At 54.6% G+C, this 20,628-nt stretch carries 20 protein-coding genes; 14 read left to right on the forward strand and 6 right to left on the reverse strand.

All coding sequences use genetic code 11. The features are described from left to right. Window positions 1–16 precede the first annotated feature (16 nt). From ABD931_RS09830 to ABD931_RS09840, 3 genes are read left to right on the forward strand one after another with little or no spacing between them, the layout of a single operon-like run. On the forward strand, window positions 17–1,414 hold the full coding sequence (locus ABD931_RS09830; RefSeq protein WP_345266479.1) for a putative oxidoreductase C-terminal domain-containing protein: 1,398 nt from the start codon (window positions 17–19) through the stop codon (window positions 1,412–1,414). 26 nt (window positions 1,415–1,440) lie between these two features. Next, window positions 1,441–2,613 carry a Gfo/Idh/MocA family protein gene (locus ABD931_RS09835; protein WP_345266481.1) on the forward strand — a complete coding sequence of 391 codons (1,173 nt, stop codon included), beginning with the start codon at window positions 1,441–1,443 and terminating at the stop codon, window positions 2,611–2,613. 7 nt (window positions 2,614–2,620) lie between these two features. Further along, window positions 2,621–3,454, forward strand: a complete 834-nt coding sequence (locus tag ABD931_RS09840; protein WP_345266483.1) for a ThuA domain-containing protein — start codon at window positions 2,621–2,623, stop codon at window positions 3,452–3,454. A 29-nt stretch (window positions 3,455–3,483) separates the two neighbouring features. Here ABD931_RS09840 and ABD931_RS09845 read toward each other — a convergent pair whose 3' ends face one another. Then, window positions 3,484–4,332, reverse strand: a complete 849-nt coding sequence (locus tag ABD931_RS09845) for a hypothetical protein (RefSeq protein WP_345266485.1) — start codon at window positions 4,330–4,332, stop codon at window positions 3,484–3,486. Window positions 4,333–4,404: 72 nt separating this feature from the next. Here ABD931_RS09845 and ABD931_RS09850 point away from each other — a divergent pair, with 72 nt between their 5' ends. From ABD931_RS09850 to ABD931_RS09860, 3 genes are all read left to right on the forward strand, one after another. Next, window positions 4,405–5,373: an NAD(P)/FAD-dependent oxidoreductase gene (locus ABD931_RS09850; RefSeq protein WP_345266487.1), complete on the forward strand. Its 969-nt coding sequence runs from the start codon at window positions 4,405–4,407 to the stop codon at window positions 5,371–5,373. Between the two features lie 143 nt (window positions 5,374–5,516). After that, window positions 5,517–7,868 (forward strand): TonB-dependent receptor, encoded by a 2,352-nt coding sequence (locus tag ABD931_RS09855; protein ID WP_345266489.1) that lies wholly within the window; start codon window positions 5,517–5,519, stop codon window positions 7,866–7,868. 7 nt (window positions 7,869–7,875) lie between these two features. Beyond that, complete coding sequence (locus ABD931_RS09860) at window positions 7,876–8,922, forward strand: DUF4249 domain-containing protein (protein WP_345266491.1); 1,047 nt, start codon at window positions 7,876–7,878, stop codon at window positions 8,920–8,922. An 88-nt stretch (window positions 8,923–9,010) separates the two neighbouring features. On the opposite strand, the gene ABD931_RS09865 is transcribed toward ABD931_RS09860, so the two are convergent. Continuing rightward, complete coding sequence (locus ABD931_RS09865; protein ID WP_345266493.1) at window positions 9,011–10,252, reverse strand: protoporphyrinogen/coproporphyrinogen oxidase; 1,242 nt, start codon at window positions 10,250–10,252, stop codon at window positions 9,011–9,013. Between the two features lie 220 nt (window positions 10,253–10,472). Between ABD931_RS09865 and ABD931_RS09870 the strand changes: the two genes are divergently transcribed. From ABD931_RS09870 to ABD931_RS09900, 7 genes are all read left to right on the forward strand, one after another. Next, a complete protein-coding gene (locus tag ABD931_RS09870; RefSeq protein ID WP_345266495.1) occupies window positions 10,473–11,084 on the forward strand; it encodes an anthranilate synthase component II in 612 nt (203 codons plus the stop codon). A 13-nt stretch (window positions 11,085–11,097) separates the two neighbouring features. Next, complete coding sequence (locus tag ABD931_RS09875; RefSeq protein ID WP_345266497.1) at window positions 11,098–11,883, forward strand: alpha/beta fold hydrolase; 786 nt, start codon at window positions 11,098–11,100, stop codon at window positions 11,881–11,883. Window positions 11,884–11,995: 112 nt separating this feature from the next. Then, window positions 11,996–12,664, forward strand: coding sequence for a CBS domain-containing protein (locus tag ABD931_RS09880; RefSeq protein ID WP_345266499.1), 669 nt, complete (start codon window positions 11,996–11,998; stop codon window positions 12,662–12,664). 86 nt (window positions 12,665–12,750) lie between these two features. After that, window positions 12,751–13,626 carry an NAD kinase gene (locus tag ABD931_RS09885; RefSeq protein ID WP_345266501.1) on the forward strand — a complete coding sequence of 292 codons (876 nt, stop codon included), beginning with the start codon at window positions 12,751–12,753 and terminating at the stop codon, window positions 13,624–13,626. A 114-nt stretch (window positions 13,627–13,740) separates the two neighbouring features. Then, entirely contained in the window at window positions 13,741–14,721 is a 981-nt protein-coding gene (locus ABD931_RS09890) for a DUF6089 family protein (RefSeq protein WP_345266503.1), read from the forward strand. Window positions 14,722–14,805: 84 nt separating this feature from the next. Continuing rightward, a complete protein-coding gene (gene porG, locus ABD931_RS09895) occupies window positions 14,806–15,498 on the forward strand; it encodes a type IX secretion system protein PorG (RefSeq protein WP_345266505.1) in 693 nt (230 codons plus the stop codon). 104 nt (window positions 15,499–15,602) lie between these two features. Then, on the forward strand, window positions 15,603–16,424 hold the full coding sequence (locus ABD931_RS09900) for a M23 family metallopeptidase (protein WP_345266507.1): 822 nt from the start codon (window positions 15,603–15,605) through the stop codon (window positions 16,422–16,424). A 4-nt stretch (window positions 16,425–16,428) separates the two neighbouring features. Here ABD931_RS09900 and ABD931_RS09905 read toward each other — a convergent pair whose 3' ends face one another. Genes ABD931_RS09905 through ABD931_RS09915 form a run of 3 tightly spaced genes read right to left on the reverse strand, consistent with a single transcriptional unit; the run spans window position 16,429 to window position 18,646 of the window. Beyond that, on the reverse strand, window positions 16,429–16,632 hold the full coding sequence (locus ABD931_RS09905) for a hypothetical protein (protein WP_345266509.1): 204 nt from the start codon (window positions 16,630–16,632) through the stop codon (window positions 16,429–16,431). Window positions 16,633–16,679: 47 nt separating this feature from the next. Beyond that, a complete protein-coding gene (locus ABD931_RS09910) occupies window positions 16,680–18,116 on the reverse strand; it encodes a CCA tRNA nucleotidyltransferase (protein WP_345266511.1) in 1,437 nt (478 codons plus the stop codon). Then, window positions 18,116–18,646, reverse strand: a complete 531-nt coding sequence (locus ABD931_RS09915; protein WP_345266514.1) for an L-threonylcarbamoyladenylate synthase — start codon at window positions 18,644–18,646, stop codon at window positions 18,116–18,118. Before ABD931_RS09915 ends, ABD931_RS09910 begins: the two co-directional genes overlap by 1 nt. 137 nt (window positions 18,647–18,783) lie before the next feature. Between ABD931_RS09915 and ABD931_RS09920 the strand changes: the two genes are divergently transcribed. Then, complete coding sequence (locus tag ABD931_RS09920; RefSeq protein ID WP_345266516.1) at window positions 18,784–19,014, forward strand: DUF2905 domain-containing protein; 231 nt, start codon at window positions 18,784–18,786, stop codon at window positions 19,012–19,014. Here ABD931_RS09920 and ABD931_RS09925 read toward each other — a convergent pair. Beyond that, on the reverse strand, window positions 18,983–20,611 hold the full coding sequence (locus tag ABD931_RS09925) for a hypothetical protein (protein WP_345266518.1): 1,629 nt from the start codon (window positions 20,609–20,611) through the stop codon (window positions 18,983–18,985). The genes ABD931_RS09920 and ABD931_RS09925 overlap by 32 nt on opposite strands. Window positions 20,612–20,628: the final 17 nt, after the last annotated feature.

The following is a 20,628-nucleotide window of genomic DNA, read 5'->3' on the forward strand; positions in this document are numbered from 1 at the left end:
CAACCAAGCACAACCTATGAAGTTTTTGTCTGTGGCGGCTCTGTTAGTCATGCCTATCGTCTCTACGTCGCTGTCTGCGCAGGTGCCGAATAAGGCAGCCACTAAGCCTGTCAAACTGATTACGCTCGACCCTGGCCACTTCCACGCGGCTCTGGTGCAGAAGAGTATGTACCCGGATGTAGACCCGCTGGTGCATGTATACACACCCGCCGGCCCCGATCTGCAACTGCACCTCGACCGGATTCTGAGCTATAACAGTCGGCGGGAGAACCCAACGACCTGGCAGGAGAAGGTGTACACGGGCAATGACTTCATGGAAAAAATGCTGGCGGGCAAGGCCGGCAATGTAGTGGTAATGGCCGGTAACAACCGGCTGAAGACCGATTACATTCACCGATCGGTAGCGGCCGGTTTTAACGTGTTGGCCGATAAGCCGATGGTAATTAATGCCGGTAATTTTGATAAGCTCAAAGATGCCTTTGCCGTAGCCGCCAAAAACAAAGTGATGCTGTACGACATCATGACCGAGCGGTTCGAGATTTCGACCCTGCTGCAGCGGGAGTTCTCCATGCTGCCGGACGTGTTCGGGACGCTGGAAAAAGGAACGCCCGACAACCCGGCTGTGACGAAGGAGAGCGTTCACCACTTCTACAAATACGTTTCCGGCAGTGTGCTGACGCGCCCGGCCTGGTTTATGGATGTGGCCCAGCAGGGAGAGGGGATTGTCGACGTGACCACGCACCTGGTCGATCTGGTTCAGTGGGAGTGCTTCCCCAACCAAATCATCGACTACAAGAAGGACATCAGGCTGACCGATGCCCGCCGGTGGACTACCGACATGACCCGCGAGCAGTTCAACACCATTACGAAGCTTAACGGCTATCCGGACTACCTCAAAAAAGACGTAGGACCGGATGGCGTGCTGAAAGTCTACAGCAACGGCGAGATCAACTACCAGGTTCGGGGTGTCAACGCCAAAGTATCCGTCATCTGGGCGTATCAGGCACCCGAAGGGGCCGGCGATACGCACTACTCCATAATGCGCGGTACCAAAGCCAACCTGATTATCCGGCAGGGAGCCGAGCAGCAGTATAAGCCGACGTTATACATTGAGCCGATTGCGGGCGGTGCCGCTTATGACACCAAACTGGCGGCATCGTTGAAAACGCTTCAGCAAAAGTACCCCGGTGTGGAACTGAAAAAACTGGAAAAGGGCTGGGAGGTGATTATTCCTGAATCGTATAAGGAAGGCCACGAAGCCCACTTCGCACGGGTAATGGAAAACTTCCTGAAATACCTGAAAGCAGGCAAACTACCGGAGTGGGAAGTACCCAATATGATTGCCAAGTATTACACCACCACGCGTGCGCTGGAACTGGCCAAGCAGGGTCAGAACACGGCGAGTGGGAAATAAGATTACCCCCTAACCAACCCAAACACATGAAAGAAGACCAAGCCAACCGGCGGGACTTTCTGAAACAGTCCGTCACTACAGCCGCCGGGCTGGTCGCCTTGTCGACCCTGCCCGAAGTCTCCGCAACCCCTAAAGTCTATGGCAGCAAACCCATCGTGAGCAGCCTCGGGCAAACGCCCAAAGCGGACCGTATCCGGTTCGGTGTCATCGGCATCAACCACGGACACATTAATTCGCAGGTGGAAGCAGTACGGCGCGGGGGCGGTGAGTTTGTTTCGTTTTATGCTAAAGAGCCCGATCTGGCGGCTGCGTTTGCCAAGCGCTTCCCGATGGCAAAACAGGCTCGCAGCGAAAAGGAGGTGCTGGAGGATAACAGCATCCAGCTTATTCTGAGCGCCGGTATTCCCGACGAGCGGGCTCCGCTGGGTATTCAGGTGATGCGCCACGGTAAAGATTATATGGTTGATAAGCCGGGCATTACCACGCTTGACCAACTGGCGCAGGTGCGTAAGGTGCAGAAAGAGACCAAGCGCATTTACTCCATCATGTACAGTGAGCGGCTGGAAAACCGGGCTACCATAAAAGCCGGCGAACTGGTGAAGGCGGGTGCCATCGGCAAGGTAATCCAGACCATCGGAATGGGTCCACACCGAATGAGTACCAGCACCCGGCCCGACTGGTTCTTCGACCGGCAGCGCTTCGGCGGTATCATCTGCGATATTGGCTCCCATCAGTTCGATCAGTATCTGTTTTTTACCGGCTCCAGCCAGGCCCAGGTAGTTGCTTCGCAGGTGGGCAATGTACACCATCCGCAGTATCCTAAATTTGAAGATTTTGGCGATGTCATGCTGCGCGGTAACGGCGGTATGGGTTATATCCGCGTCGACTGGTTTACGCCCGACGGGCTCAAAACCTGGGGCGACGGCCGACTGACCATTCTCGGCACCGACGGCTACATCGAGATCCGCAAGAATATTGATATTGCCGGCCGCGATGGCGGTAACCACCTCTTTCTGGTCGACAATAAGGGAACGCAGTACATTGATTGCAGCAAGCAGCCGCTGCCCTACGGCGAACAGCTTGTGGATGATGTGGTGAACCGGACCGAAACGGCCATGTCGCAGGAACACTGCTTCCTGGCTACCGAACTGGCTCTGAAAGCCCAGCAGCAGGCCCAAAAAATCAACCTTAAAGCATAAAGGAGTAATGGCTAGACTTTTCACCGTTGTACTGCTCGGACTTTGCCTGTTGACAATGGTAGCCAGCCGGCAGAAGCAGGCACCGGTTAACTGGAAAAAAGTGAAAGTGCTGGTGTACACCAAAAACGGCAAGGGCTATGTTCACGACAATATTCCCTTTGCCGTAGCCGCTATTCAGAAACTGGGGCAGGAGCACGGCTTCAGCGTTGAGGTGTCCGACCAACCGGCGGTGTTTACCGAGGCCAACCTGAAGCAATACACCATGCTGGTGTTTCCCAGCACCAACAACGATGTGTTCGACACCAACGAACAGCGGCTGGCGTTCCGGCGGTACATCGAAGCCGGCGGTGGCTTTGTGGGCATTCACTCGGTCATGGGTACCGAGCGGAACTGGACCTGGTTCAAGCGTATGCTGGGTGGTACGTTTGCCTGGCACCCCCGTTTCCAGCAGCTGAAAGTCCACGTACTCGACCCCGGTCACCCGTCGATGGAAGGACTGCCGAAAGTCTGGGAGAAAGAAGATGAATGCTACTTTGCCAAGGAAATGTCACCCGGCCCTACCGTTATCATGGCCCACGACCTGACAGTGCTTAACCCGGCCGATGCCGAAAAAATAAACCAGAACCGGGGTACATACACCGAATTATACCCGGCGGCCTGGTACTACAACTACGATGGCGGCTATACCTGGTGTACCGCCCTCGGTCACGACAAGAAAGACTACCAGGACCCGACCTTTGTGCAGCATATCTTCCAGGGTATGCGCTACATAGCCGGTCAGGTGAAGAAGGTCGATTTTGGCAAGGCCTACGCCACCTCGCATGAGATGGCTATTCAGTAACACGTCGTGCCGGGCCGGCCTGACCGCAATCATTTTTTGCGGCTACGGGCCTGCCTCTCAAGCCGCACATAGACCTCCGGAAAATCGTACCCATCGGCCACGGTTTCCGTCAACTGCGCTACCCCCTGCGGTCCTACCCACATCAGCCAGCGCGAAACCTCCATACCGGCGGTCATATACGCCAGCATGACCTGCCGGTACGTGCCCGCAAAAAAATCGCGGGTCGTTTCCAGGTTGGTCAGGGCCACCACCCGTTGCCGTCCGTGCGTATAGTAGAGCCATTCGTCCCGAAAGTCGCGGTAGCGCTGCACGCGGTTTATCGATCCGGAATGGTTGGGCGGGGTGAAGCGATAATCGACCATCATGGCCAGCCCCTCGTTGAACCACTGCGGAATCTGCCGTTTCACCGTCAGCCAGCCTAACCGGGCAAATAATTCATCATGGCAGAGTTCGTGTGCGATCACATCCACATTATTGCCATCCGGTCCTAATACCAGAAAGGAAGTGCCCCAGGGGGTGCCCAGGCTGCACCCCGCACCTTCTCCGCCAACGCAGTATTGAATGTAGTCTTCCTGGGTACGGCAATAGATAAGCACGGCCTGCCCTTCGAGCGGATGCCAGTACCGGCGCAGCCGTTCGTGGGCTAGCCGAACATTCTGGCGCAGTTGCTTTTGCTGCGAAACGGGCGTACCGGCGCTGACGTAAATCCGGCGGGTGGTATCAGCCAGCGGCATAAAGCGGGGGGAGTAGCCGATCAGGTGACAGCGCAGAATTTCCGGATATATCAGGGCATAGCCAAGAGGAAGCGCAATAAGCAGGGGTAAAACATACCGGATCAGAACATTCTGTCGCATGAAAAGATTAACAATCTGCTTCATCAGGTTGTTGACGGTAAAAATAAAACTTTCCGTAACGCACTCCTATGCCGGCCGGATGACCGGCTTTTTTCTATGCATTCTGTACTGATTATCGGAGCGGGGCTGGCCGGACTGACGGCCGCCCGCGAATTAACCCGCCATAACGTTACTGTCACTCTGCTCGATAAAGGACGCGGGGTAGGAGGGCGGCTGGCTACCCGCCGGATTGAGCAAGGCCGCGCCGACCACGGTGCCCAGTATTTCTCCGCTAAAATCCCCGTATTTCAGGCCGAGGTGGGCAACTGGATGGAGGTTGGGCTGGTAAAGGAGTGGCATCTGGAAGAAGCGCCGGGCCACTTTCAGCACCCGCGCTACGTTGGCACCGACGGCATGAACGCCATTGCCAAATACCTGGCCCGCGGCCTGGACATCCGTACCGGCGAGCGAGCTAACCGGCTGGTGGCCCAGGCCAGCGGCTGGCAGGTAGAAACCGAAGCAGGGACGTTGTATCAGGCCGATGCGCTGCTGATTACCGTACCGGCTCCGCAGGCGTTGACCTTACTTCGTGATAGCAGTATTGATTTGACCAGCACCGGCCTTGCGGTACTGGAGGAGATAAATTATCAACCGTGTCTGGCGGTGATGGCGCTGCTGAACCGGCCGAGCCGCATACCGGCACCGGGGTATCTTAAGTTTGACGAGGGGCCGATAGCCTGGGTGGCCGATAACTATCAGAAAGGAATCTCCCCCAATCTGTCGTCGGTCACGATCCACGCCAGCCACCCCTACAGCCAGGCTCATCTGGAAGATGATCTGAACAGCGTCGGGCAGCAACTAGTGAGCCACCTGCGTGAGTGGCTACCCGCCGACAGCGTCGACTCTGTGCAGGTACACCGGTGGCGGTACAGTAACGCCGAACACCGGCACCCGGAAACGTTTCTGGCCGCTAATACCCCAAATCCGCTGCTGTTCGGGGGCGATGGTTTTGGCATCGGCAATGTTGAAGGCGCTTATCTGTCGGGGCTGGCAATGGCTCAGTCACTTTTGGGCAGCCTAAGCTAAACCGGCGGTAAGCCGGGGATCCGCTCCGCTTGTGCGGGCATAAGGTGTAAATCTAGTGTAAGGCAAAGACTCTTCAGGTGTTCTTTAGTACCTTTCGCCTTTAGGAGGTAATGGTAGCCGGTTGCCTCTACGAGCCACACCTTATGATTCAATCTGTTTATCTGTTTGCTTTATTGGCTTTATCAATAACGGCCGCTGCCCAGTCTCGCTACGAACTGCGCGGGGTAGTGCTGGAGTCGGTGTCCGGCAAACCGGTGCCGGGTGCCACGCTGTACGTTCCGCAGACCGGTGCCGGAACCGCTACCGACTCATCGGGCCGCTTTTCGCTGCTGCTAAGTGCCGGTACCTTTACGGTTAATATCACGGCGGTAGGCTATGTGTCGGGCCGCGAGAACGTGACGCTGACCAGCGACCGTACCGTTACTTTCCGCATCGCCGGCCGGGTCTTTGAGCTGGATGAGGTAGAGATCCGGGCCAGAGAGCCGGGGCAAAATGTCCAGAGCGTTCGCATGAGCCAGATTCAGCTTAGTATGCCGCAACTGAAAAAGATGCCGGTAGTGCTGGGAGAGCCGGACATTCTGCGGGCGCTCACGCTTCAGGCGGGGGTATCCACTGCCGGGGAAGGAGCTGGTGGCTTCAACGTTCGGGGTGGGCGGGCCGATCAGAACCTGGTGCTGCTCGACGGCGCTCCGCTATTCAATACCTCGCATTTGCTGGGCTTCTTTACCAGCGTCAGCGCCGATGCGGTGCAGGACGTCAATCTGTTTAAAGGCGGTTTTCCGGCGCAGTACGGTGGGCGGGCGTCGTCACTGCTGCTGATGAACACCCGCGCCGGTAACCGCGAAGGCTGGCGGGTGTCGGGTGGCGTAAGTCCTGTCAGCACCCGGCTGCTGGTAGATGGCCCCATCTCCAAAAAACTGACGTTACTGGCTGGTGGGCGTATCGCTTACCCTACCTACATCATGCGCCTGTTTCCGACCAATAGCGTCAGGCAAAGCCGGGCCTTTTTCTACGACGGCAACATAAAGCTGCAATATGCCCCCAACGACCGGAATACGGTATCGCTATCGGCTTACCGCAGTCAGGATAGCTTCCGGTTTCCGGGCGATACGCTCTACGGCTGGCAGTCAGATGTGGCTTCGTTACGGTGGAGCAGCCTGCTCCGGCCGAATCTGCAACTCAACGTCAATGCTCTCTACAGCGGTTACCAGTACCAGATCGACGGCCTGGACGAAGGGCTTACCTTCCGGCTGAATTCGTACATCCGTCATCGGGAAGTTAAAGCCGACCTGTTTTATACCCTGGCCCGGAAGCACCGCCTGCAGGTGGGTACCAACGGTATTCTGTATCAGGTGCAGAAAGGCAACCTGCAACCCACCAGCAACCAATCGAACGTAAATCCGCAGCGGCTCGAGCCGGAATATGCCCGTGAGGGCGGTCTGTACGTACAAACGGAGTGGGTGGTGGGTCCAGCGCTGACGGTGCAGGCTGGTCTGCGGTATTCGCTCTATAGCCAGGTAGGGCCGCAGACGGTGTATCGGTATGAGGCTACTGTACCCCGGTCGCCGGAAACGATTACGGATTCTGTGCGCTATGCCGCCAATCAGCCTGTACAGTCGTATGGCGGCTGGGAGCCCCGGCTGGGGATGCGGCTGCAGCTTGGCCCGGCAGCTTCATTAAAAGTTAACTACAGCCGGCTGCGGCAATACATTCACCTGATCTCCAACACCACGGCTATTACGCCCATCGATTTCTGGAAGGTCAGCGACCAGTACGTGCCCAATCAGGTTGCCGACCAATTTGCCGTGGGACTGTTCCGGAACCTGCGTGACGATGCCGTTGAAATAAGCCTGGAAGCCTATTACCGCTCGCTGAGTAATCTGGTTGAATACCGGAACGGAGCCACGCTGCTGCTCAACCGCACGCTGGAAACCGATCTGCTGCCGGCAAAAGGCCGGGCCTACGGCATTGAGTTCAGCATCGGCAACAGCAAAGGCCGGCTTACGGGGCAGTTCAATTACGCCTACGCCCGGTCGCTGGTGGCGGTGCAGACAACGTTCAGCGAACTACAGATCAACCGGGGAGCCTATTATCCGGCCACCATCGACCGGCCGCACATACTGAATCTACAGGCGCGGTGGGCGCTGCCCTACAACTGGGCCTTCTCAACTAATTTTGTGTACAGCACGGGTATTCCGGCTACGTACCCCGATGGGCAGTATTCATTCAATGAGGAGCCGGTGCTGAATTATTCCCGCCGTAATGCCGACCGGATACCGGACTACCACCGGCTCGATGTCTCGTTTTCCAAGGATACCCGGCGCAACAACCGGCAAACGCGGTATAGTATCTGGAATCTGGGCATCTACAACCTATATGCCCGAAAAAATCCGTATTCTATCTACTTCACCCGCAGTTTGGGGCAGACCCGTTCGTACCGGTTGGCGGTGTTTGGCACCCTGATTCCGTCAATTACCTATAACTTTTATCTCTGATCGGCCTATGCAAAAGTGGCTACTTATCGGACTATTGCCGGCGGGAATCCTGCTATCCTGCGTCGATGAAGTGCAGTTGCCCATCCGGCAGGCCGAACCGCAACTGGTGGTAGAGGGAACGATCACCAATGAGTCCCCTCCGTATATGGTTAGGCTAACCTATACCGGTGCCTTTGAGAATATAAGTCTGCGTCCTAAAGAAACGCCAATCTCTAATGCCGTGGTGACCATCCGGGACGATGCCGGGCAGTCGACCGGGCTGATCGGCATCACTGGTCAGCCGGGCTATTACCAGACAACCGATCCATCGTTTGTCGGCCAGGTTGGGCGTACCTATACGCTGTCGGTAACTCTGCCCAACGGCAAGCGCTATATGTCCCGGCCAGAAAAGATGCTGCCGGTACCGGCTATTGATACCGTTTATTCCGAATTTATCAGCACCGATAATGTACAAACGCCCTACCGCTACCGGGTCTACATTGATACCAAAGACCCGGCTGACCAGCCGAATTTTTACCGGTGGGAGGGTCTTTTTTACAGCCTCAGGCCCTCTACGGGTTCTCCGTGTACCCCTTTTAGCCGGGATATCTGCAATGATCGGTGCTGGGTGCCGGTGACCATCCGAACGGTCAACATCTCTTCCGATCAGCTTGTCAACGGCAATACGGTTCAGAAACGACTCATCATGGAGTCGCTGGTCTTTGCCACGGGTCCGCAGTTGTTTGAGGTAAGGCAATATTCACTGACCCGTGAGGCCTATCAGTTCTGGAAGCGCTTTGGTGAGCAGCAGACCCGCGTCGGCACCATTTTCGATCCGCTGCCGGCACCCATCACCGGCAATGTTGTCAACACAACTGATCCGGACGATCTGGCGCTGGGCTATTTCGGGGCGTCGGCGGTAGTGGTGGCCCGCAGCCGCATTGAGGGCGAAGAAACGTACCGGCCACAGGTCCGGGGTTTTCTGAGTACCATTATTATCCCCCAGGGTGATTGTCGAGCGGTGTATGCGCCAACCGGCCGCTTGCCAGGCGACATTCCGGAGGGATGGAGATAGGGAGTTAAGAGTTATGAGTGATGATGGGGCCGCCCAGCGGCTATAAATTACTTGCGCCAGCTAACTCTTAACTCATAACTCTTAATTCTTAACTCTTCACTATCAGCTCTGCTACTTCGCGGCCGGTTTGCATAGCGGCATTGAGGGAGGGGTAAGCGGTGCGGTCGCCACACTGGTAGAGGTTATCGGCGAGTCGTAGCGGGAGGTGAACGGCGTTCGGGCCGTAGTCGGGCAGGGCGTGGGGCAGGTGGTAGGTTTTCAGGTGCCGCCAGGTTTTTACATCGTTGCCAAACCAGTCGACCATCTCTTTCCGGATATTTTCGGTTAGCCGGGTTTCATCCATAATCTCTACTCCCTGGGTGCTCACCGAAATCAGCGTCTGCCCGTCGGGCGCGTAGGTGGGAGCTGCGTCGCTCATAATGGCAATGTTGTGCACAGGCGACGATCGTTTTGTATTGAGGATCAGCAGCCGCTCCTGATTGGGCGAGCGATTGGCGGCAAAATACGTGCAGGTGGTATGATTGAACGCTTCTTCGGTAGGAACGGACAGATTCAAAAGCCGGGCTGCCTGAGCGGCATCAACGGCCAGCACAATGGTACCCGCCTGCAGGGTTTCGCCGGCCGATAAGGTGATCTGATTGCCGGTAACCTGTTCAACCGCTGTGTTCAGCCGGAGTTGCTCCGGTTTCAGGCGACCGGCCAGTTGAAGCGGTATCTGTTCCATACCCAGAGCCGGGACCGCTGCGTCGCCGGAATAAAACATCTTGAAGCAGAACTCGAAGAAGTTGCTGGAGGTGTGCAGCGCATCTTCCAGAAAGATGCCGCCGAAGAATGGCCGGAAAAAGCGCACGATCATTTCCTCCGAAAAGCCGAAGTCAACCAGGTAATCAATGGTAGTGGTAGCCGGTTGCTGAAAGAAATCGTGGGTAGAAAGGCCATGCACCCGCCGGATAAGTTCCACAATTTTCAGCTTATCGGGCAGGGTACCCACGGGCGATACAAGGGTCTGAAAAACGCTTTGTGGCTCCTGTAGCGGGTTAATCAGCCGCATCCATCGGTCTTCGTGGTGGATCAGGGCACCTGACCGGAACGCCTGCAGATCCAGGGCTGCGTAGTTAAGCAACTGTTTGGTTTCCGGGTAGGCAGTCAGCAGCACCTGAAAGCCCCGATCGAGTCGAAAACCCTCTACAATATCGGTACGGACGCGTCCGCCCACCCCGTCGGAGGCTTCCAGCACAAGCGCTTCAATACCGGCCTGCTGCAGGTAAACGGCACAGGTCAGGCCGGCCATACCGGCACCAATGATAACTACAGGGAATTTCGGAGACATAAGAGACACCTGCTTGGATTTGGTCTCAAAAATAATAGTTCCGGGCAAGCCGCCCTAAAGATCAGTGACAAATGAAAGATTTAGTACTTTTTTTAGAAAAATTGACTTTAACATAGTTAACAAAAAAATAATAAACTCATAATCAGGAAGTTAAATAAATCAATGATTTCTTTTTCTTAGATTTTGTTATTTTTACGGCGGGTTACAACCTGGCACAGGCATGAAACTTCTGGTGGTTGATAATAAGGATTCCTTTACCTATATGCTGGTGGATTACCTCCAGCAGGCAGGAGCCGATTGCCAGGTTGTTCGTAATGACGAGTCGCCGTTGCTGCTGTATAGGCAGGATGTCGACGCCGTTGTGTTATCGCCCGGACCGGGTACACCCCGGCAAGCCGGTTACCTGATGGATGTGATTGCGTATTACCACCAAAAGTTGCCCATACTGGGGGTTTGTCTGGGGCATCAGGCACTGGCCGAATTTTTCGGGGCTAAACTTGTCAGGGCGGCTAAGCCAATGCACGGTAAACTGTCTGCAATTCGGGTGCTGGTCGCTGATCCGTTGTTTGACGGCTTGCCTGATCAGTTTACCGTTACGCGTTACCACTCCCTGCTGGTGACCGATTTGCCGGCAGAATTGGAGATGCTGGCCGCCACCCGCGAGAATGAAGTTATGGCTCTGCGGCATCAGTCGCTGCCGCTCTGGGGGATTCAATTCCACCCTGAAGCAGCTTTAACTGACTTTGGGTTTGAATTAGTGAAAAATTGTATTAATTTGCTAAAAATTAGAACCTTTGTAATAGGTTCAGGTTTAAAAGAAACAGTACTGTAAGTCTTCGAGCATTATGAATTATCAGGTTCGTGAGGAAGCGGGATTTCGCTACGTAGATGAAGGAAAAGGTGAGGTGTTGTTGCTGTTGCATGGCCTCTTTGGCGCCCTGAGCAACTGGGATGGCGTAATTAACGGGTTTTCGGACCGTTACCGGGTGATTATTCCGGTCATGCCTATTTACACCATGCCGATCAAAGAAGCCGGTCTGGAAGGACTGGTTGCGTTTATCGAAGACTTTATTGCCTTTAAAAACCTGAACAATCTGACCTTGCTGGGTAACTCGCTGGGTGGCCACGTTGGCATTCTGTATACCTTAAAACACCCGGACATGGTGAAGCGGCTGGTGCTGACGGGTAGTTCGGGCCTGTTCGAGAACTCGATGGGTGGCTCGTTTCCAAAGCGGGGAAGCTACGATTATATTGCCGAGCGGGTGGCTTATACCTTTTATGACCCCAAGGTGGCCACGAAAGAACTCATCGACGAAGTGTTCGAGATCACAAGCAGCATTCCCAGTTGCATGCGGATTGTGGCCATTGCCAAATCGGCTCAGCGAAACAATGTAGCCAGAGACATCCCGAAGATTAAGGTGCCCACCTTACTGGTGTGGGGCCTGAATGACACCATTACCCCTCCCGAAGTTGCTTATGAGTTTGACCGGTTAATACCCAATACAGAATTGTATTTTATTGATAAGTGTTGTCATGCTCCCATGATGGAACATCCCGGCCGGTTTAATAAACTGCTTCTGAACTGGCTCGAAAAGCATCCAATGTACGAAAGAGCCCTTACCACTGCCTGACGATGTAAATCGATAGTGTTTTGGCAGTAGTAAGAATTTTGGATAATATTTGTGAACTAAGGTAAATATTTCTTAGTTTTCTGACATACAAAAATACTTACTGTCGAAGAGTATGCTTGCTGCCGAACTCATTGATCCGATGTTGCCGGCTCTGAAGCTGACCGATACGGTCGGGCAAGCGCTGGAATGGATGCAGGAACATCGCATCGGGCAGCTAGCCGTGACTGATCAGGGAGCGTATAAGGGACTGGTAAGCGAAGATTTGTTATTGGATGTTGCCGACGACGAACGGCCACTCAGTGATGTCATGCGCCTGTACGAGCAGGTGTATGTCTACGAAAATCAGCACCTGCTGGAAATGCTCAGCCTGGTGTTGCAAAATCCCCTGGAGGTGATCGCGGTGATCAGCGACATTAAAGAATTCATCGGTAGCGTGTCTGCCAATGAACTGCTGAAACAGTTTGCCCAGGAGCTTGGTGTGCAGGAGGTTGGTGCAATTCTGGTGCTGAACATCGACGAACGGGATTATTCCATGGCCGAAATCAGCCGCCTGGTCGAATCGAACAACATCAAAATTGTGGGCAGCTACTTTGCCAGCGCGGCCTATGGAATGCCCGACCGCTCGCGCCTGACCCTGAAACTGAACCGCCGGGATATTACTCCTGTGGTATCTACCCTTGAGCGATTCGGATACCATATTGAAGCGGCCTTTGCCAATGTGCCCATTGAAAGTATCGACCAGGAGCGGCTCGACCTGCTGCTCCGGTATCTGAATACGTAATAGTCGATAGTCGATAGTTATTAGTCGTTGGTGGATCTTGTATACTAACGACTGATGACTAACGACTATCGACTAACGATTATCTTATGAAAATTGCCATTCACGGACGTGCCTTCTCCGAACCGGCAAAGCCATTTATCCAGGAAATGTTTGATGAACTGGCCTCCCGACACGTTGAAGTACAACTTTCTCATAGCTATCGGCAGGTACTCGAATCGGCCGGCATTGAACACAGTAGCCAGCATACCTATTATACGCCCCAGGGTGTTTTCGACGCCGACTTTGCCTTTAGCCTGGGTGGAGACGGGACCCTGCTGGAGGTAGTTACCCACGTTGGTGCCCGCCAGACACCTATTGTCGGTATCAACACCGGTCGCCTGGGCTTTCTGGCAACGGTTTCGCCAAGTGGCATCAGCGCCATGCTGCACGCCCTTTTTCACGATCACTACGCGCTTGACGAACGTTCTCTGGTCAGCGTTCAGTCGGACCGGGATGTGTTTGATGGACTGCCGTTTGGGCTCAATGACTTTACCATCACCCGCACCGAAACCTCATCGATGATTACGGTGCATACCTATATCGACGGCGAATTTCTGAACTCCTACTGGGCCGATGGTCTGATTGTCTCAACACCTACCGGCTCCACCGGCTATTCCTTAAGCTGCGGAGGGCCGGTGCTGCTGCCCCATACCAACAACTTTATTGTGACGCCCGTTAGCCCCCACAACCTGAACGTCCGGCCGATGGTTGTGATGGATACCTGCCAGTTATCGTTTGAGGTCGAAAGCCGGAGCGGTAGTTTTCTGGCCGCCCTGGATTCACGGTCACGAACGGTAGATGTGTCGACCCGGCTGAGTGTGCAAAAGGAAAAGTTTGGTGCCCGCCTGGTAAAACTCAACGAAGATAATTTTCTCAATACGCTGCGAAGCAAACTGAACTGGGGTTTCGACATCCGAAATTGACGGCTCGCTAATTTTAAAGCAGTTCTTGCCAATAAATCAAAATCTCAGCCGTTTCGTGAATAGGCCGGTTCTATAGCCGGATTTGCGTTACGGAAACAGGACCTACAAAATTTTATGAAACATACTCACCTTGTTGCATCAGGTGTATTGACGGCGCTGCTGTTGGGCGGAAACGCGCAGGAAGGATTCGCGCAGCGTCAGGTGAATAAGCAATTCTTGCCGTACTCCAAGGTCGGCATCGGCGTGGGGTCAGCGCATTACTATGGCGACCTGGCTGGTTACCGGAAAATTCTAAAATCCACGTTTATCATGCCCCGCTGGAATGTCGGGCTGGCCTATACCCGGCAGTTTACGCCCAATTTTGCGGCAAGGGCTTCGTTTACCTGGGCTCGTATTTCGGGCGATGATTACACGTTCAACAGGAACGATGCCGGCAGCAGCCCCGTGCAGTATTTACGCAACCTGCATTTCCGCAATGATCTGAAAGAGTTTGCCATCACAGGTATCTACCAGATCATTGGCGATGGACGGACATCGAACCAGCGGGTAAAACTATCGCCCTACCTGTTTGGTGGGTTAGGATTGCTGGCCCACAGTCCGGAAGCCCGTACACCGGTTGGGGCCGGAACCCAGCCTGACCAGCCCCAGCAGTGGGTAAAATTGCAGCCGCTGGGTACCGAAGGGCAGGGGCAGCCGGGTTACCCGAAGCCTTACTCGCTGGTTACACTGGCGATACCGGTTGGTATTGGGGTACGGTATAAACTGAACGAGAACTTTGATCTGGCAGCCGAAATAGGGTATCGGTACACCTTTTCCGACTACCTGGACGATGTAGGAGGGGCCTATCCGAATCCGGCGGATCTCCAGAGTCAGTTAGCAAAGGATTTATCGAACAGAAGTGGTGAGCCAATTCCTGCCCGGAAAGGCAAAGGAGACCGAACCGCCGGTATTGCGCAGGCAACGGCCGCTTTGGGCAGCACGGCTGCGGAGTCGGGGCGGGGTGCCAAGGGAATGCTGCAGGATTCGTACCTGCTGACCAGCTTTCAGATTCATTACATTATTCCCGGCCGAATTAAGTGTCCGCCCATTAAATAGATGCGAAAGCCACGGGTTGGCTTCTAAAAGAATTGCTAATCAACCCATATTGGTATTATCTTTGACGCAACAGACCAAGCAAGCGTGAAATTATCGGCAAACAATACAGCCTGGCTTATCGTAGCCGGGCTTTTTATCAGTGTGGCTACTCAGGCGCAGAAACTAGAGCTGGGCGGTAGTCTGGGAGGCCTGTTGTATAAGGGAGATGTGGCCCCCGCCATGAACCCGCTTTTTTACCGGCCGGCTGGTCAGTTATTTTTACGATACAACGCTACTCCCTCGCTGTCGTTGCGGGCGAGTGGGCTGATTGGGCAGTTCGGAGCCGCCGACCGGCGCTCAAGTGATCCGTTTCAGAAAGCCAGAGATTACCAGTTCAAAACCAATGTAGCCGAGGCCGGTATTGACCTGGAGTATAATTTTCTGGATTACCGGCCGCTTCGGAAGATAAAGAACTGGACGCCCTATGTCTTTGGTGGGGTAGCGCTTTATGCCGTAAGCCCCCGCGACCGGGTAAACCGGGAGAAAGGCTTTGCCGGAAAAATAGCGTACCCGCTTGGGGTTGGGGTTAAATATGAATTTAAACTCCCCTGGAGTGTGGGGTTTGAGTTTGGCACCCGTTTCACCAACAACGATTATCTGGATGGTCTGGGCGACGCAACGGCTACTGACAAACGGCTACAGGGCAACCCGGCCCGCAAGGATCATTACACCTATACGGGCATTAGTCTCTTCTATACCTTCTACCGCATTACCTGTCCGGACGGTACTCAATTTTAAGCACAGCGGCCGGTCTGAAGAGGTTCCTGCTTTACAAGACAACCTGGCTTTTCTATAAAGGCGCAGCATTCTGTAGGTTTGGGGTTAAATGCAGTAAATAATTGATGGCAGCATCAGATTTCGTCAGGCATCGGTTACCCTGCCTGATAGCAGTATGGTTCCTGAGCGTTCAGATCGCATCGGCTCAGGTCAGATTTTCTAATTATCAGGAGCAGACGGTTTATGGCCTTTGTCAGGATTTTCAGACGCTGTACACCCAGATTCGGGAGCAGCGAATCGCCCCTGATTCGGCTCGTGCGCGTTTCAGTGCCATCATGCAGGCGCTGAAAAATCGCTACCCAACTCCCGTTCCGGTCCAGGCCGACAGTCTGATGAGTGCCGCTTCGGACAGCCTGGCAAAGCCGGCAGCGTCGTTTGTGTTTCCGTTACGGGGCTATTCGGCTCCTGCTATTGGCGGAACGCGGGGCGAAGGCTACCGCGCCCGCGGCTTCGACCTGTTCGACTTTACGGTGCAGGGAAGTCACCCCGCCCAGGATATTTTTGTGCGTGACCGGGACCAGGACAATATCGACGACCGAACCGGGCAGCCGGTTGATGTGCTTGCCATGAGCAGCGGTCTGGTTATTGGAATAGAAACTGCCTGGCAGCCGGGGAGCGAGTACCGGGGTGGCAACTGGATCTGGATCTATGATCCGGTGCAGCACGGCTTGTTTTATTACGCCCACAACCATGTGGTAGATGTCTTGCCAGGGCAATGGGTACATGCCGGGCAGAAAATTGCTGAAGTAGGACGAACGGGCTTCAATGCCTTTAAAACCCGCTCACCCACGCACCTGCATCTGATGTATCTCCGAATTCTGTCCAATGGTCTGCCCGAACCGCGTAATCCGTACGACTGGCTGGTAGCGGCTCAGGTTGTGCCGTAGCTGCTTAAAGCTGCCGGATCAGGTTAATGCCCGACAGCAGAAAAACCAAACCGACAAAGAAAGGGAAAAGCGACTCCCACTTGGTAATTCGCATACCCAGAATGGGGTTGTTGTCAGACAGGAAAGCCACGCAGGCAAAAAGAACGACAATCATACCCAGAATTGTCAGGAGAGCGCCAAAAAAGCGCCGGAAACTGCTATTATCCATTGTCAGAAGTATATACTGTTTTGATTGTTCTGCCCAGGGCAAACGGCCTACTGCTCACTACCCACGGTTAACTCTTTCACCACCGCCAGCCCCCGCTTCCGGCCTTCTTCCACCATAAAGGGGTAGGCTGCTTCCAGCGTGTTAGGTACAGTTCCCTCCAGAATGGCCTCCCGTACGGCTTCTTTGATCTCGCCCACCTCGCGGGAGGGTTTCAGGTCAAAGGTCTCCATAATGAGTTCGCCGGTGATTACGGGCTGGAAATTGCGCAGTTTATCGCGTTGTTCCAAATCGTGCAGCTTCCGCTCCACCTTATCGAAGTTCCGCAGGTGCTTTTGTACCTTCTCGTAGTTCTTGGAGGTAATGTCGGCGCGGCAGAGGGCCAGCAGGGCTTCCAGATCTTCGCCGGCTTCGACCAGCAGCCGCCGGAGGGCCGAGTCGGTGATGGTTTCCTTGACAAGCGCGATGGGGCGCAGGTGCAGCCGGACCAGCTTCTTCACAAACCGCATCTTCTCGTTCAGCGGCAGTTTCAGATTGCGGAAGATGGTGGGCACCATGCGGGCTCCCAGGTCTTCGTGACCGTGAAAGGTCCAGCCCACCTTCGGGTCGAAGCGTTTGGTGGCCGGTTTGGCAATATCGTGCAGGATGGCCGCCCAGCGCAGCCACAAATCGTCGGACCGGGTAGCTACGTTGTCGAGTACCTGCAGGGTATGGTAAAAGTTATCTTTGTGGCCTTTGCCGTCAACGGTCTCCACCCCTTTCAACTCCAGCAGTTCCGGAAAGATCTGTTCCAGCAGGCCGGCATGGTACAGCAGCTTGAAGCCGTAGGACGGTGTGGGCGACAGAATAATCTTGTTCAGCTCCTCGGTGATCCGCTCCTTCGACACAATACCGATCCGGTCTTTCATCTGAATGATGGCGTCGAAGGTGTTCGGTTCAATGTCGAAGTTTAACTGAGAGGCAAAGCGAATAGCCCGCATCATTCGTAGCGGGTCATCGGAAAACGTAATCGAGGGCTCCAGGGGTGTCCGGATCAGTTTCCGCTTCAGATCGGCCAATCCGCCAAACGGATCGAGCAACTGGCCAAACTGCCCTTCGTTCAGGCTGATGCCCATGGCGTTGATGGTGAAATCCCGGCGGTTCTGATCGTCTTCCAGGCTTCCGTTTTCCACGATAGGCTTGCGGGAGTCGGCGCGGTACGATTCCTTGCGGGCACCCACAAACTCCACCTCCCAGTCATCGACCTGGAGCATGGCCGTCCCGAAGTTTTTAAACACCGTAACCGGCACGTCGAACGCCCGCCCGACTGCTTCGGCCAGTTCGATGCCGCTGCCCAGGCAAACCACATCAATGTCTTTGGAGGGTCGTTTCAGCACCAGATCGCGCACAAAACCGCCGATCACATACGCCTGCACCTGGAGCGCAGCCGCCTGCCTGCCAATCTGTTCAAAAATAGGATTTGTATGTAAGGTATCTGCGAAATTCATTATTTCCTGATAAATTCAAGTTCTCCGTTTACGCCCAGCCGCATAATGCGGGGCTTCCGGAGGGGAGTGGCCGGCGTGCCATAGGTGCCGACTGTAAGTTCAACGGCGGCCGGAGGCAGGGCGGCCGCTTCAAACGACAGGGTCAGCAACCCCCGCCCAAAGCTGTTGATGAGCCGCTGCACGTCGGCCTGCAATACCCGTCGAACCGCAATAGTAGTCTGTTGGTTCAGCAATACCGGCGACAAATTCTTGCCCGGCCCGTACAAGACCGTTAGCGGCTTTTCGGCAAACTCCACAATGTCCCAGGCCACCTCCGGCACGTTCTGCACATACATGCCCAGCAGATCGGTTTTGTCGATAAGCACCGTCAGGGGTAAGGCACCGGGGGTACCCTGGTGCAGTTGCAGCAGGCGTTCTACGGCAGCATCGTTGATCGGATCGGCGGCTACCGACCAGCCGGTTTCGTCGGCCAGTCCAATCAGTTTCCCCTGCCGGAGCAGAAAAGCAGTATCGCGGGCGGTTGGTATCATACGTTTATAACCCGCAAAGGTACGGCAAGTTTTGAAATCTCGGGATCCGGAACGGAACAACTTGTCTGTACACAAACCAAGTTGCGGTTGTAGCCGTTAGATTGTATATTGACAAATCAAGCTTTAGTGCTGCTTCAATGAGTCCTTCGATTGGCAAACTCATAATGCTGATTGGTGCCGGGGTGGTGCTGATCGGACTTGTCGTTTTCTTCTTCGGCGATAAATTCGGCTGGCTCGGCCGGCTACCGGGCGATATTCGGGTGGAGGGCCGCAACGGGGGTGGCTTTTACTTCCCGATTGTGACCTGCATTGTACTGAGTATCCTGCTGAACCTGATTATTGTTCTGATCCGGAAGTTTTTCGGCTAGACTGCCGGCCCGACGCTCCGTTGGGGGCGGTTCTCTTTTTAGCGGGAGTGGCATCGGTAGCCGGGCCGTTCTGCAAATCGGTCAGGCTATAGTTGAGCTTATTGATGTAGAACACTTCGCGGGGTGAACCGCTGTATCCTTTTTCACCAATCTTCTGGAAACCACAGGCCAGAAAATAATGGTCGTACCAGGCCGCCAAATTTTCGTGGGTGGAATACAGCACCTTCTCGTTATCAGAATTGGTCTTCAGCGTATAGTTCTCGCGCGGTTTCAGTACTTTGCTGCCCTGGATTACCTCGGTATGAATCTCGCCATCCTGCGGGTAGGCCAGTACCATCAGATCACCCTGTTGCGATACCTGCACCATCTCGGTGAGTTCGGGGCTGTTCAGGTTCTGGATGGCCAGGCAATTGTCCCAGAGCAGTTTTCCCTGCTTATCGAACCCGCAGAGAAAGGCATGGGTGTAGCGATACCCCTCAAAATACCGGTCGGTCGAGCGCATCATGCCGCCGGAATAGGGGAGCGAGGTACCCCGGTACTGCGGGTAATACACCTCGGCCAGCAGGGTGAGCCCGTCTTTGGTCGGGATCAGGTCGTGTACCAGCAGCCGGTAGCGGAACTTAACGTCTTTCCCTTCTTCTTTCTTTTTCAGAACCCGGGCCAGTAATCGCTCCTGACGCTTGGGCTTCAGGTAGTTAAAAAAGTTTTGCAACTGCGAGAATTCGATATACCGAATGTCGTTGGTATGAACCGTAACGGCATCCGGCCGCCCCGGTTCACCGGGCCTGATGCGGGTGACGTAAATGCCCTGCGAATAAGGGGTACAGTCGGTTGAATAATTTCCTACCAGGAGCATTTCATTATCGCCGGCGGGCACCAGCTTACCCGAAATCAGACTGTACTTCGAGCCGTCGAAGGTAACGGTACGGAGTGGCTTTCCCTCGTATGAATACGAGCGGATGGAGAACTGACAGTTTCGCCGGAGCGAATGCACCAGTACGTGTACTTCCTGGCGGGTTTCATCAATTTCCAGGCTGTTGATTTCCAGATGGTTTGTATACAGACCTGGCAGCACCCGGTTGGTACGGTCGAAGAACGAGAACGTCATCACCACCGGCCGGTTGCGGTAGTACCCGCCTACGTAAGCCGTATTGCCCAGCACCTTAAAATGCTGCATGTCCATTTGGGAGATCAGCTCACCCTGAAAGTGTTCGATCAGGCCGTCGTCCAGACTGAGCCGGCTTACCTGAATGGCCGCCGACTCTTTCTCGCGAAAGAGCCAGTACAGATAATGGTCGTTGTGGTACGACAGGGTTGGCTCAAAGCGCGGGTCCTGTTTGTATTCTGTAGTCCACAGGGGTTTCAGATCAGTATCGTATTTGCTAAACTGAAACCGGGCGGGGGTTGTGTCGTAATAATCACCCCGGCGTACGGTTACCAGGACACCCTGCCGGGCCAGCGGGGTTACGTCAAAGGATTCTTCTATATTCTGATTAGTGGTCAGTTCAAGCCGGACGGAGTGGGCCAGTTGTGCGCAGACAAGTGCCGGCAGCAGGCTTAGCACCAGCAACCATCCGATGACCTTCGATGGAGACATACTGTAATCTGAATGAG

Origin of the sequence: Nibrella viscosa, from assembly GCF_039541875.1 — a bacterium.
GTDB classification, from domain to species: domain Bacteria; phylum Bacteroidota; class Bacteroidia; order Cytophagales; family Spirosomataceae; genus Nibrella; species Nibrella viscosa.

Coding starts and splice junctions, on each gene's coding strand:
- ABD931_RS09905 (WP_345266509.1), bottom strand. CDS start 16,632: ATGGATAATAGCAGTTTCCGGCGCTTTTTTGGCGCTCTCCTGACAATT.
- ABD931_RS09915 (WP_345266514.1), bottom strand. CDS start 18,646: ATGATACCAACCGCCCGCGATACTGCTTTTCTGCTCCGGCAGGGGAAA.
- ABD931_RS09925 (WP_345266518.1), bottom strand. CDS start 20,611: ATGTCTCCATCGAAGGTCATCGGATGGTTGCTGGTGCTAAGCCTGCTG.
- ABD931_RS09920 (WP_345266516.1), top strand. CDS start 18,784: ATGAGTCCTTCGATTGGCAAACTCATAATGCTGATTGGTGCCGGGGTG.
- ABD931_RS09890 (WP_345266503.1), top strand. CDS start 13,741: ATGAAACATACTCACCTTGTTGCATCAGGTGTATTGACGGCGCTGCTG.
- ABD931_RS09870 (WP_345266495.1), top strand. CDS start 10,473: ATGAAACTTCTGGTGGTTGATAATAAGGATTCCTTTACCTATATGCTG.
- ABD931_RS09880 (WP_345266499.1), top strand. CDS start 11,996: ATGCTTGCTGCCGAACTCATTGATCCGATGTTGCCGGCTCTGAAGCTG.
- ABD931_RS09860 (WP_345266491.1), top strand. CDS start 7,876: ATGCAAAAGTGGCTACTTATCGGACTATTGCCGGCGGGAATCCTGCTA.
- ABD931_RS09865 (WP_345266493.1), bottom strand. CDS start 10,252: ATGTCTCCGAAATTCCCTGTAGTTATCATTGGTGCCGGTATGGCCGGC.
- ABD931_RS09850 (WP_345266487.1), top strand. CDS start 4,405: ATGCATTCTGTACTGATTATCGGAGCGGGGCTGGCCGGACTGACGGCC.
- ABD931_RS09845 (WP_345266485.1), bottom strand. CDS start 4,332: ATGAAGCAGATTGTTAATCTTTTCATGCGACAGAATGTTCTGATCCGG.
- ABD931_RS09840 (WP_345266483.1), top strand. CDS start 2,621: ATGGCTAGACTTTTCACCGTTGTACTGCTCGGACTTTGCCTGTTGACA.
- ABD931_RS09875 (WP_345266497.1), top strand. CDS start 11,098: ATGAATTATCAGGTTCGTGAGGAAGCGGGATTTCGCTACGTAGATGAA.
- ABD931_RS09830 (WP_345266479.1), top strand. CDS start 17: ATGAAGTTTTTGTCTGTGGCGGCTCTGTTAGTCATGCCTATCGTCTCT.
- ABD931_RS09910 (WP_345266511.1), bottom strand. CDS start 18,116: ATGAATTTCGCAGATACCTTACATACAAATCCTATTTTTGAACAGATT.
- ABD931_RS09885 (WP_345266501.1), top strand. CDS start 12,751: ATGAAAATTGCCATTCACGGACGTGCCTTCTCCGAACCGGCAAAGCCA.
- ABD931_RS09855 (WP_345266489.1), top strand. CDS start 5,517: ATGATTCAATCTGTTTATCTGTTTGCTTTATTGGCTTTATCAATAACG.
- ABD931_RS09835 (WP_345266481.1), top strand. CDS start 1,441: ATGAAAGAAGACCAAGCCAACCGGCGGGACTTTCTGAAACAGTCCGTC.
- ABD931_RS09900 (WP_345266507.1), top strand. CDS start 15,603: ATGGCAGCATCAGATTTCGTCAGGCATCGGTTACCCTGCCTGATAGCA.